This is a genomic window from Flavobacterium sp. GNP002 (genome assembly GCF_054343795.1).
Window position 1 is genome coordinate 1,259,089 of the sequence record NZ_JBTGUW010000001.1, and the last position, 13,029, is coordinate 1,272,117.

Consider the following 13,029-nt stretch of genomic DNA (forward strand, 5'->3'; position numbering starts at 1 on the left):
TATTTTGAGTTTTATTTACTGCTTTATTTTCAGTTGGTGCAAATTTTAAGAAAACTCACGTTTGTCAGGCTAATTCTTTTGTGTTACGGTTTTTCGTTGTAATAAAGTGTAGTAATTAGATTGAAAACAAAAAATGCATCCTGATTAGGGATGCATTTTGTTGTAAAATATTTTCGTTAATTACTATTAATCTATTGCCATTTCTGGAATTTCTCCATCAATGATTAGTATTGCTTCGGTAGAAGCGATGATGTGTTCCACTGTAACGTCTGGCGCACGCTCTAAAAGCTTAAAACCTGCTGGAGTAACTTCTAGTACTGCAAGCTCTGTTACTACCTTTTTAACGCAGCCTACACCCGTTAATGGCAAAGAGCATTTTTTTAGGATTTTTGATTCGCCTGCTTTGTTTACGTGCATCATCGCAACAATAATATTTTCGGCAGAAGCCACTAAATCCATTGCGCCTCCCATTCCTTTGACCATTTTACCAGGGATTTTCCAGTTGGCAATATCACCATTTTCGGCCACTTCCATAGCGCCAAGAATTGTTAAGTCAACATGCTGTCCGCGTATCATTCCAAAACTGAATGCGGAGTCAAAGAAACTTGCTCCGGGCAAAGTAGTGATGGTTTGTTTTCCTGCGTTGATTAAATCAGCGTCTTCATCTCCTTCAAAAGGGAATGGACCCATACCAAGAATTCCGTTTTCGCTTTGAAATTCAACGTCAATTCCTTCTGGAATATAATTAGCCACTAATGTTGGAATTCCGATTCCAAGATTTACGTAATAGTTATGTTTCAATTCTTTTGCAATACGTTTTGCAATTTGGTTTTTATCTAAAGCCATAATTAGAAAATTTTTCTCACGGTTCTTTGTTCAATTCTTTTTTCATATTTCTCGCCTTGGAAAATTCTATTTACAAGTATTCCCGGAATATGAATTTCGTTTGGATCTAAACTTCCTGCAGGCAATAATTCTTCTACTTCGGCAATAGTGATTTTTGCTGCTCCGGCCATGCAAGGGTTGAAGTTTCTTGCTGTTCCTTTGAAAACAAGGTTTCCAGCTTCGTCACCTTTCCATGCTTTTACTATTGCAAAATCAGCGTTGAAAGCGTGTTCCATAACATGCATTTTTCCATTGAATTCGCGAACTTCTTTACCTTCGGCTACTTCAGTTCCATAACCGGCTGGTGTGAAGAAAGCGGGAATTCCTGCTTGTGCTGCACGACATCGCTCTGCTAAAGTTCCTTGAGGAATAAGATCTACTTCGAGTTCTCCAGAAAGCATTTGGCGTTCAAATTCGGCATTTTCGCCTACGTAAGAAGAAATCATTTTTTTGATTTGGCGCTTTTGCAAAAGCAATCCAAGACCAAAATCATCAACACCTGCATTGTTTGAAATACATGTTAAATCCGTAGTTTCTTTTTTTACTAATTCGGCGATGGAATTTTCTGGAATACCACATAATCCAAAACCGCCAAGCATAATAGTCATCCCGTTTTCAATTCCTTGAAGGGCATCCTGAACGTTGTTTACTTTTTTGTTAATCATAAAAATGAGTTGCTATTTGTCGAATTTTATTTAATGAAGAAGTAAGTCTGCTTGTAATACTAAAGACAACAGAATTTCATTTTGAGAACCGAATCCCTAGCCCAGATAAAAGCGACATCCTTTCTAGTCCTGATTTTTTTCAGGACCAGAAAGATATAGCGGTTAGCTGGATTAGCTCCAGATGAAAATTTTACAATTCAAACTCTTCGGTATCTTGTTCTACAGCCGTCGTGTCTACTACTTTTCTAGGTACATAACAGTCTACTTTTATAGAAAGATTTGCAGGTCTTTCAAAGCCTTCCTTAGAAACTTTAAGAGCTGGATCAGCATAACAAAGTTTCATAAAATAACCCCAAACCGGTAATGCGGCTGTGGCTCCCTGACCATAAGTAATGCTTTTGAAACGGGCTGAACGATCTTCACAACCTACCCAAACTCCAGTTACCAGATTAGGAACCATTCCCATGAACCATCCATCAGATTGGTTTTGAGTAGTTCCTGTTTTTCCTGCAATAGGATTTTTAAACGAATATGGATAACCCGTCCAGCGGTTGTCTCCATTACCGCCACCAGTAGTTCGCAAGCGATCTCCAGAACCACCTTCGGTTACACCTTCCAGTAATTTGATGACTGCATAAGCAATGTCTTTATTTAACACATCGTGCGATTCAGGTATTGGTTCGTAGATGATAACACCACTTTTATCTTCAATTTTAGATATAAATTGAGGTTTCATATAAACACCTTGATTGGCAAAAGTGCTGTAGGCTGCAACCATATCTTCAACGGTTATTTCTACAGCTCCTAAAGCAATGGATGGTTGGTTTACAATTTCGGATTTTACGCCTAATTTATGGGTTAAATCGATTACGGCTTCCGGCCCAACTTTATCAATTAATTTTGCTGATACTGTATTTATGGAATTCGCCAAACCTCTTTTCAAGGTAACCATTCCGCGGTATTTGTTGTCTGAATTTCTAGGTTCCCAATCTTCGGTAACATGATGGCGTCCTTTTCTGATTACAAATGGTCCGTCAATAATCGAGTCACATGGAGACATATTCAACTGCTCGATAGCGGTTGCGTAAACAAATGGTTTGAAAGTCGAACCTACTTGTCTGGCGCCTTGTCCTACGTGATCGTATTGAAAATATTTGTAGTTGATACCACCAACCCAAGCTTTTATATTACCGGTTTGTGGTTCCATTGCCATCAACCCAGATTGTAAAAAGTGTTTGTAATACCGAATAGAATCCAATGGTGTCATAATGGTATCTTTTTCTCCTTTCCAAGAAAAGACAGTCATTTTTGCTTTTTCACTGAATGATTTTATAATTTCTTCCTCGCTTTTATCCATTGATTTCATCACAGCCCATCGGTTAGATGATTTCATTGCCTGATTCAGAATTCGTTGTGTTTCTACCGAAGAAATATTGACAAAAGGAGCGTTTTTATTATCCTTAGATTGACTAAAAAACTCTTCTTGAAGGTTTGCCATGTGGGCAGTAACCGCTTCTTCAGCATGCAATTGCATTCTGGAATCAATCGTGGTGTAAATTTTTAGACCGTCTTTATAAATATCATAATCAGAACCGTCCGGTTTTTTATTTTCTTCAGCCCATTTTTTCATGTAATCACGTAGATATTCTCTAAAATACGTAGCCGTTCCGTCTTTATGTGTTTCTAATTTGAAATTTAATTTGATCGGTAAACTTTGCAATCTTTCTTTCTCTTCTTTTGAAATGATTTTCCCTTTTTCCATTTGCAAAAGCACGACGTTTCTACGGTTTTTTACACCTTGTGGGTTTCTGATAGGATTGTATAAACCGGAATTTTTAAACATTCCCACTAATATTGCAGATTCACTGATGGTTAAATCCTTAGGTTCTTTGGAGAAATAGGTTTTTGCCGCTGAACTTACTCCGACAGAATTATTTCCAAAATCATATACGTTACAATACATGGCAATGATTTCATTTTTAGTGTATTGTCTTTCTAATCGAATGGCAATAATCCATTCTTTTATTTTTTGAACGACTCTAAAGGGTAAAAACTTAGACCCTTCACCGTGGAATAATTGCTTGGCTAATTGTTGTGTTAACGTACTCGCTCCACCGCTTGTTCCTAAACTAGAAATCGCTCTTAAAGTTCCTCTTCCGTCAATACCTGAATGCTCATAAAAACGAGCGTCTTCAGTAGCTATTAATGCTTGTACCAAGTTTTTTGGTAAGTCTGAATAGCGTAATTGAGACCTGTTTTTTTCGAAATATTTACCTAAAACTACTCCGTCTGCCGATATGATTTCGGTGGCTAAGTTTGAATCGGGATTTTCTAAATCTTCAAAAGAAGGCATCGAACCAAAAAGTCCCCATGAAGCAAATAAGAAAAACAAACCAACAGCACCCATTCCATAAAAGAAGATTTTCCAAAATTTCTTTTTGTAGTAAGTGATGTCCTTATCAATGTTTTTTGTCTGATTGTTATTTTTTTTGATAGCCATAATACTATTTTATTCTTTTTTTTCTATTCTAAAACCTACCTCTGTAATTCCGTCTAAAGCCGTTACGCCGGGAACTTTACCGTTTTCTCTAACCGCTTGTTTGATATAGACTTTGTATTTTGATTTGAACCGTACATTTTCCTTATAAAAGAGTTTGCTTTCTTTTATATCCGAAAATCCATCGCCTAATAGTGTTCCGTCCGGATCTGCCATTTGGTATTCAAGCGTGTCCACTTTTGTGAAACCATTTGGTAATTCCAATGCCACAATTAAAAACAGATTATTAAATTGATAATTATTATTGGCTCTCAAATTTACAAATAGATTGTATCGTTTTGTAGAATCTAATTCCGGTAAATTGAACGTTACAATGCTGTCTTTGTGCCAAGCACTTCCAACAGATTTATAGTCATCAAAAACTCTTTTTTTATCACATGAAGAAAAGAGAATCACCACTAAAAGAAGTAAAGCGCTATTTTTTATCCACATTTTTAGTAATAATTATAGGTTTTCTTGGCTCGGCAGGCTTTTTGTTATTTGGATTCTGACGGTTATTATTGTTATTGTTTGCGGGCTTGTTGTTTGCTACAGTTACATTTTCACCGGCCGGTTTGCGTTTTTTATGCTGTTTTTTCTTTGGTTTTGGCTGATCAAAACGAGTTAAACTTTCCTGACCCATTGCGTTATTGAAGTTTTTCTCTGGCTCAGCAATAATCTCGATAGCGTAATCTTCTAACGAAGAAACTTTATTTTTTAGTTTGTTTTCGGCAACAATTTCTTTGACTTGTTCGATTTTCAGTACATGCCAATTAGCGAAATTATTGGTGTACGCAAACCACATCAATCCTTTGAAAATATCTTGTTTCTGGCAAATAGCATCTCCTTTTTCAGTCACTAATTTTGTTTCGAAATCAGGGAAATGTTTCAAGGCATCCATGTACGTATCAAGCTCGTAATTCAAGCAGCATTTTAATTTCCCGCATTGTCCAGCCAGTTTTTGTGGGTTTAATGACAGTTGTTGGTATCGTGCCGCTGAGGTGTTTACACTTCTAAAATCCGTCAACCAAGTTGAACAACACAATTCTCTTCCGCAAGAACCTATTCCGCCTAAACGAGCTGCTTCCTGACGGAAACCTACTTGTTTCATCTCGATACGAGTACTGAATTCTTTTGCGAAATCTTTAATTAAGGCTCTAAAGTCAATTCGGTCATTTGCTGTGTAATAAAACGTAGCTTTTGATCCGTCACCTTGAAATTCAATATCCGAAATTTTCATTTCCAGTTTTTGAGCAATCGCCAGTTCACGAGCGCGAACCTTCATTGGTTCTTCACGATCTCTTGCGGTAGACCAAATATCAATATCTTTTTGGGATGCTTTTCTGTAGATTTTTGGAATTTCATTACCCAAGTAATTCGCTCCTTTTTTCTTCATTTGAATTTTAACTAATTCTCCTGTCAAAGTAACAATTCCTATATCATGACCAGGAGAAGCAACAGTAGCAACTATGTCACCCATGCTTAACGTTAATTTCTCAGTATTGCGGTAAAATTCTTTTCTTCCATTTTTGAAACGTACTTCAACACAGTCAAAAGGTGCGTCGCCATTAGGCAAACTCATATTAGAAAGCCAATCGAAAACCGTTAATTTATTGCAGCTATCGGTGCCGCAAGTCCCATTATTTTTACAACCCTTAGGTGCGCCACCATCAGAAGTTGAACAACTTGTACATGCCATAATCTTATATGTAGTGTTGCGACGAGCACAACTTAAGTTCTTAAAACGTTTAATGTGTAAAGATAGTATTTTTTAATTTTATGGAACAACGCATAAAAGCACCAATAAATCATAAAATTTTAATAAAAAAACCCATTACAAATCAGATTGTAATGGGTTAATTTCATAGGATTTTGTCCTAAATATTTATTCGATAATTTTATATAATTTATCAGATAATCGGATTCTGAATGGCAATTTAAACGTACAAGTATCTCCAGAAACTGCTTTTTCTTGTGCCAAATCATTTACCAGCATTTCTTCGATTACTACTTTTTGTTCTCCTGTTGTGGAACCTTTGATTAGAATTGTATCACCAATTTTTATTTCGTTTTCTTCAATTAAAAATTGACCGATACTTGGTTTTGGAAAAAAATGCGTTCCTTTTCCGATATAAACTTTCTTAACTTTTGGTTCTTTTTTGACTACTTTTTTCGGTTTTTCGGCAACAAAAACGCCATGCGTTTCTTCGTTGTTTTTGAAAGTCAAAACATCTGATTTTCCTTTTTTGAAAATCTTATTTCCGTTTTTAATCCCTCTTCGAATTGCTTTTTGCTCTTCTTCCGGCAAATGAATCACGCTCACACATTCAGTAGAACAGCAACCTTCCATTTTTTCCTTGCAAGAGTCACATTGGATGAAAAGCAAATGACAACCTTCATTCACACAATTCGTATGTACGTCACAAGGTTCGCCACATTGATGGCATTGCGAAACAATATCGTCTGTGATTCTTTCGCCTAAGCGATGATCAAACACGAAGTTTTTTCCAACGAATTTACTTTCTAAACCTTCAGCTTTTACTTGTCGTGTGTATTCAATAATTCCGCCTTCGAGTTGGTATACGTTTTCAAAACCTTTGTGTTTGAAATAAGCACTGGCTTTCTCACAACGAATTCCTCCGGTGCAATACATCAATAGTTTTTTGTCTTGTTTGTGTTCAGCAAGTTGCTCTTCGATGATTGGTAAACTTTCACGGAATGTATCAACATCTGGTTTTATAGCTTGGGTAAAATGTCCAATTTCACTTTCGTAATGATTTCTCATATCGACCACAATCGTATTTGGGTCTTCCAAAAGTTCATTGAATTCCTTGGCTTTTAAATGAATTCCAATATTGGTCACATCAAAAGTCTCATCAACCAAACCATCGGCCACAATCTTATCACGCACTTTTACAGTCAGTTTCAAGAACGAGTGATCGTCTTGTTCTACGGCGATATTCAATCGGATTCCTTTCATGAAATCATAGACTTCAATCGAATCTTTGAATGCATAGAAATTATCGGCAGGCAATGATAATTGGGCGTTGATTCCCTCACTGGCTACATAAATTCTGCCCAAAACTTCAAGAGAGTTCCACGCCAGAAATAATTCGTTACGAAATTGTGTTGGATTTGAGATTTGCGCATAAGCATAGAAAGACAGCGTAAGACGTTGTTTTCCGGCATCATCAATCATGATGGCTCTTTCCTCTGCGCTTAATGTGTTATACAGTTGCATGCTATAAACAGTTTTAAGTTAAGAAATATATTTTTTGCAAAAGTAAATAATTTAACCGCAAAGTTCGCAAAGAAGTCGCAAAGTTTATGAATGGTTTCTTTTTCTTGGAGCTATTTAGCTTCGCTGAATCTTCGATGTCCAGCTTTTCGCTATATCTCTTGTTTCCGCTATCGCTTCAACTAGAGGATGTCGCTGTAATCTGGGCTAGGGTAGTTGTGGTAAATAGAAGGTATTAGTTCTCTAAAATCGTATTTACTGCTTAGACACACACGAAAGGATTCGTTCGGTAGCAGGGAGAAATAGTTTTTCTTAACAATTGATTATTTATCTAGCACTTTATTAGTAGTTATCTCTAAGGATTTGATTGCTCCTACCGGAGATATTTTTACATTTTTATTTCCTTTTTCCACATAAAAATAATTGGTACTGTTTGAGCCGATTAAATAAATTTCTTTTGTTTGTCCATCGCCAAAAGTAATTTCATGATTAAACTTCAATTCATTTTTAGAAATTTTACTAGCAACTTTGCTTCCGCTGCCTAGTCCTAATCCCAAAAAAAAGCACACCAAACTAAAAGCAAACATTGAGATAAAATACTTGCCAAAATAAGCTCTTACTTCCTCTTCAGTTATATCTGATAACGGTTTTTTGGAACCAATTTTTTTCTTTAACCACTCTTTATTAAAGTTTTTAGAAATAAGTAAACTGGCTACGTACAATACAAGAATTAAAATAGTAAAACCCAAAAGAATAATGGGTGTCGAAGTTAAGTCAGCAATTGGACTGATTAATACATCCATAATACTCGAATACTTTAGGATATTTATACCTACTTGATAATAATAAATACTTTCTTTTAGTATCCCAAGAACGACTAAGAATAGGTAACCAAATGGTAGTGTTTTTTGTATAATTTCGCTGAGTTTCATTTGTGTTTCTTATGGTATTGCAGTTATTTAAATAGAATAATGTAAGTTATTTAAATCAAATATATACAAATTATCGGATTGATTTTATTTGTTTCTCTGTAATAAATAGCCCAGATAGTCCCGAAGCTTCGGGAGAAATCCTTTTTTATCCGCTTTTTTAGTGGGGAAAAAGATTGAAACGAATAGCTGGAAAAAGCTCCAAATAGAAAAATCATTTAAAGTTTATAAATAAAAAACCCTTTCAGAGTTCTAAACTCTGAAAGGGTTAATACATTCTAAAATGTAAATTTTAGCAATACTCGTTGAAAGCGTCTTTCAAGTTTTCAGCAATTAGTTCCGCTGGGCGACCTTCAATGTGGTGACGCTCTAGCATGTGCACTAATTCTCCGTTTTTGAACAAAGCCATACTTGGCGATGATGGAGGAAAAGGGAACATGTGTTGTCTTGCAGCATCAACTGCATCTTTGTCAACTCCTGCAAAAACAGTGATTAAATGGTCTGGTTTTTTAGCGCCATCTAAACTCATTTTTGCTCCTGGACGTGCGTTTCTAGCAGCACAACCACAAACTGAATTTACAACTACAAGCGTTGTTCCTTCTAATTTCATTGCGTTTTCTACCGCTTCAGCACTATGTAAATCTTGAAAACCTGCAGCAGTTAGTTCCGCTTGCATTGGTTTTACCATTTCTTCTGGATACATATCTTTTTATTTTAAATCAAAATTAATTTTGTCCTGCAAAGTTACAAAGTTTACAGTCAAGAATAGAAGTTCAATTATAAAGTTTTGTTATAGTTTGATTGTTATTTCATTGCTTTGAAAGCCACGTGAAAAATAGCTTTTATAAATAGCATTTTTGGACATTTTAAAATCACCTTAATATCTTCAATAAAAGATGTTTCCTCGTCTAGAAATTTAAAAATCAAGTTTGGATTTCCTTTTTTGAACATCGAAGAAAAAATGTGGGAACCCAATTCGTTTTTTCGGTCTAAAATGTCTAACAAAAGTAAATCGTAAAACCAGAATTTGGTTCTTTTATGAAATTTAGTGAAGTCAGTTTCCCTTTGTAGAAAGACAACCAATTCACTTGATTTTTTATCCGAATTTTTGAAAGTGTAACCCGTACTGGCTTTTGTCCAACCTCCAGAAGTACCTATATTGAGTACGTTTTTAGTATTTGCTTTCCAAAAAGGATAACACGTCATCGGGATGCTGCCTTGTTCTTTTTCGACGATTTCATAGTTCGAAATCCCCAATTTTTTGATGTATTGCTGGATTTCGTTTTCATATTCTTCTTTTTTCAAATGCTGGTGCGAAAACAAGGTGTATTCCAGTAATGCTTCAGTTTTAGATGTTGGTAACACGTACATGAAACGGGTATTTCCTTTTTGTTCTACCGAAAAATCCATGAAAGTTGCTTGCTCCGAATTGAAAACAGCCTGCTCGCTTTTGATAAACCAACCAATAAAATGTTGTTGTAAAACTGGATATTTCGTCTGGCTTTCTGCTTTGTGTTTGTTGTAAATACTGTTTAATAACTTCGAGCACGAAAAGGATTCACTTTCGGTTTGTATCAGAATTATAGTTTCGGATTCTTCGATTTCTAAGACTTTATGAGTTAGGAAAGTGATATTTTCTTGTTTCGAAAGTAAATCAAATACTTGAGTGTAAAAATTCAGTCCTTTCACCATATTGTAGTGATACGGTTGCAAGTCTAAATCCCTGCGAAAATCTTCATTGGCAAACAAAGCCGAATCCCATTTCTTGGAAATTGATTGTTCCCAAACCGAATTGTTTGTTTTCCAAAAACACCAGGTTCTGTCGTTGGTTTTTTTAGTGTTTTCATCCAATAATAAAATACTTTTGTTCTTAAATGTTCCGGATTGCACCATTTTATACACGGTCATCAAAGCCGATAATCCAGCGCCGGTAAAAATATAATCGTAGTGTTTCATTTGGGAATTTGACATTTCCCCCAAAAATAGACAATTTTATTCTTTTAGTTTGGCTAAAATCAGCTTTAATTCTTTTAGTTTTAAGTAGCCGCTGTGCTGAAAAATAATCTCGTTTTCACTGTTCAAAACACATAGAACAGGGAAGTTCAGTTGCTTATTTATTGTTCCCAGTGAGATGGCCAGTTCATGTGTTCCGGAGGTATTTCCTGTGGGTTTGAATTGAAAAGTGGTTTTATTGAAAACTACCGTTCGTTTTTCTTCGGCATTGAAATCAACAAAATAGAAACCAGTGTTAAGCTCCTTGATGATTTCCTCGTTTTTGAAAGTGGTGTTTTTCATCGCATGACAAAATGAGCACCAATCGGTTTGAATGAAAACTATCGTTTTTCTCTTTTCGATACCTTGTAAACTGTCTATTTCTTCGAATGAAACCGAATGCAACTGTGCAAATCCAGCTGGAATTGCACAGCATAATAACAACAGTAAATAAAGATTTTTTCTCATTATTTTAAGGTATAACGCAATCCGAAAAAGCTTCTGATTCCTTGGTTCGGTCCATATACATAAGTCGTATCAAATGTTAATCCATAAGGGTTTTTAGGCGTTGCCAGCACTTGACCGTTCGTATCGTAGGTTACATTTTTATCAAAAGGATCATTGGTTCTTGCAATTAAAAATGGATTGTTTTGTTTAGGCAAAAAGTTCAACAGGTTTTTAATTCCAGCATAGAATTCAAAGTGTTGCAAACCAGAATATGTGAATTGAATGTTTTGCAAACTGTACCAAGGCGATTCCGGAGCACGAGGATCTAAAGCGCTCAAAAGAGGCAATTGCATCGGGCTGTACACATTTCCGGTATAATCTACATTCAAATCAATAGCTTGAATTTTATACGAAACACTCCATGTTGCGGTAAATTTTTCGGTTAGAAAAGGCGTTTCTTTGCGGCCATTTTCAACGTTTTTGTTATCCAGCAAAGAAGCGCCAGTGATAATCTTTAATCCATTTGGAAAATTAAAATCGATATTCGTACTGATTCCTTGGCTTATCGCATAACCGTTGATGTTGTCATAAATAATTTGGTTGGGATTCGTATCGTAATCCGAAACAATTTTATTGCTGAATCGGGTATGAAAAAATGAAGTTTCGATTCCAATAAAGGTTCCGTTATCAAAATTTATTTTCTTGATATAATTTAAATTGGCATTTAATGATTGTTCCGGTTTTAGGTTATTTGCAATTATAATTTCACGAGCGCCAGTCAGAGCAGCGTGATCTTCTGTAAATAAATTTACGACTCTAAAACCTGTTCCTGCATTCAAACGAATGATATTATTGTCGTCCAATTTCCATTTGTAGGCAATTCTTGGCGTTAAGATGCTTCCGTGAAATGAGTTGTAATCGTAACGTATTCCCAGTAATAGCTTGTGTTTTTCAGTGAACGTAATTTCGTCTTGAATAAAAATTCCCGGTAACCACGTTTTCTCCGGATTGTTGGTTCCCAGTTTTGAAGTTGCCGGCGTATTGTCATCGTAATAATTGTATCGGGTGGCGATTCCGGTAAGCAAATCATTTTTTCCTATTTTTTTGTCCCAAGTAAATTGTAGAAAACCAATTTTTTGATTGGCAATATAACTCGTTGTGCCATATCGGCTGTCTTGAAAATGTACGTTTCCTGAAAAAGACAGCATCAGCTTTTCCTGAAAAGGCAGTTGATAACTTCCAATCAATTCTGCCCGTTTGGTATAAATGCTTTCGCCATAGATTTCGTTTCCTCCCCGGTGTTTTTTCTCCCAACGCACATCTCCGCCAAAACGGTCTTCATAAACGCCACGCGCCGCAATGGTAAACAATCGATTTTCCTTTCTTTCAAAAGTCCATTTTTGAAAAAGGGAAATTCGGTCCGAAAGAGAAACATCTGTAAATCCGTCGTTGTCGTTGTCTATTTTTTGATTGTATTTGAAATAATTTAAACCTAAAAGCGCAGTTGCTTTCTTACCAACATTTAGTTTTACTCCTAAATCAACATTGGATTCTAACCAAGAAGTCGCAAACACATCAGCGGAGAATAGGGAAGCGTTTGTTGGATTTTTAGTAATGATATTGATTAAACCGCCCACGGCTTCACTACCGTATAATGAGGATGCGGGACCTTTTACGATTTCTATTCGTTCCACTAGCGAATTTGGTATTCCAGATAATCCATACACCGTAGATAAACTGCTCACGATGGGCATTCCGTCGATTAAAACCAAAGTATACGGACCTTCCAACCCATTAATATGGATGTCGCCCGTGTTGCAAACCCCACAATTCAGTTGCGGCCGAACGCCATTTACATTTTGTAAGGCTTCATAAATACTGGCCGTTGGGTTTTTCTTGAAGAATATTGGAGAATAAACTTCGACTGGAACAGCGCTTTCTAATCTTTTTACCGCTTTCAATGTTCCCGAAACAACGACTTCGTTAAGTTGGTTTTCGGTATTTGAAAGTTCAAAATCCAAAATGTTGTTTTCATTAATTTTGACCGTTATGTTCTTTTTTAAATTTTGAAATCCGCTTGCTGTAATTTGTATTTTATAATTTCCTTCAGCAATATTTGCGATACTGTAATTTCCCAAACTATCCGTTTTGGTCGCATATTTTGTTCCAATTAAAAAAACACGGGCATCCGAAACTCCTTTTTTTTCTGATGAAACATATCCCGAAAGACTTGTTTTTTCTTGGCTGTAGCCAAAGTTAAAGATTAGAAATACGAGTAGCGGAATTATTATTTTCATTATAATTAAATTAAATTTTAGACAAACCTAAAAATTATAT

At 35.8% G+C, this 13,029-nt stretch carries 11 protein-coding genes; all 11 read right to left on the bottom strand.

Translation table 11 applies throughout. The annotated features are described in order from the left end of the window. Positions 1 to 186 precede the first annotated feature (186 nt). Positions 187 to 846: a CoA transferase subunit B gene (locus ACXX80_RS05640; protein ID WP_458552357.1), complete on the bottom strand. Its 660-nt coding sequence runs from the start codon at positions 844 to 846 to the stop codon at positions 187 to 189. 2 nt (positions 847 to 848) lie between these two features. After that, positions 849 to 1,550, bottom strand: a complete 702-nt coding sequence (locus ACXX80_RS05645; RefSeq protein WP_458552358.1) for a CoA transferase subunit A — start codon at positions 1,548 to 1,550, stop codon at positions 849 to 851. 190 nt (positions 1,551 to 1,740) lie between these two features. Next, the gene (locus ACXX80_RS05650; RefSeq protein WP_458552359.1) at positions 1,741 to 4,050 is read right to left on the bottom strand and encodes a penicillin-binding protein 1A; all 2,310 of its coding nucleotides are present in this window, start codon (positions 4,048 to 4,050) and stop codon (positions 1,741 to 1,743) included. Between the two features lie 9 nt (positions 4,051 to 4,059). After that, positions 4,060 to 4,539, bottom strand: a complete 480-nt coding sequence (locus ACXX80_RS05655) for a gliding motility lipoprotein GldH (protein WP_315205523.1) — start codon at positions 4,537 to 4,539, stop codon at positions 4,060 to 4,062. After that, a complete protein-coding gene (locus tag ACXX80_RS05660; RefSeq protein WP_458552360.1) occupies positions 4,523 to 5,785 on the bottom strand; it encodes a PSP1 domain-containing protein in 1,263 nt (420 codons plus the stop codon). The genes ACXX80_RS05655 and ACXX80_RS05660 overlap by 17 nt, the downstream gene beginning before the upstream one ends. 186 nt (positions 5,786 to 5,971) lie before the next feature. After that, on the bottom strand, positions 5,972 to 7,327 hold the full coding sequence (gene trhO, locus ACXX80_RS05665) for an oxygen-dependent tRNA uridine(34) hydroxylase TrhO (protein WP_458552361.1): 1,356 nt from the start codon (positions 7,325 to 7,327) through the stop codon (positions 5,972 to 5,974). A 320-nt stretch (positions 7,328 to 7,647) separates the two neighbouring features. Then, positions 7,648 to 8,256 carry a hypothetical protein gene (locus ACXX80_RS05670; RefSeq protein WP_458552362.1) on the bottom strand — a complete coding sequence of 203 codons (609 nt, stop codon included), beginning with the start codon at positions 8,254 to 8,256 and terminating at the stop codon, positions 7,648 to 7,650. 289 nt (positions 8,257 to 8,545) lie between these two features. After that, the gene (locus tag ACXX80_RS05675; protein WP_091172289.1) at positions 8,546 to 8,956 is read right to left on the bottom strand and encodes a BrxA/BrxB family bacilliredoxin; all 411 of its coding nucleotides are present in this window, start codon (positions 8,954 to 8,956) and stop codon (positions 8,546 to 8,548) included. Between the two features lie 101 nt (positions 8,957 to 9,057). After that, complete coding sequence (locus tag ACXX80_RS05680) at positions 9,058 to 10,209, bottom strand: lycopene cyclase family protein (RefSeq protein ID WP_458552363.1); 1,152 nt, start codon at positions 10,207 to 10,209, stop codon at positions 9,058 to 9,060. 36 nt (positions 10,210 to 10,245) lie between these two features. Next, positions 10,246 to 10,713 carry a thioredoxin family protein gene (locus ACXX80_RS05685; RefSeq protein WP_458552364.1) on the bottom strand — a complete coding sequence of 156 codons (468 nt, stop codon included), beginning with the start codon at positions 10,711 to 10,713 and terminating at the stop codon, positions 10,246 to 10,248. Next, entirely contained in the window at positions 10,713 to 12,989 is a 2,277-nt protein-coding gene (locus tag ACXX80_RS05690; protein ID WP_458552365.1) for a TonB-dependent receptor, read from the bottom strand. Before ACXX80_RS05690 ends, ACXX80_RS05685 begins: the two co-directional genes overlap by 1 nt. Positions 12,990 to 13,029 lie beyond the last annotated feature (40 nt).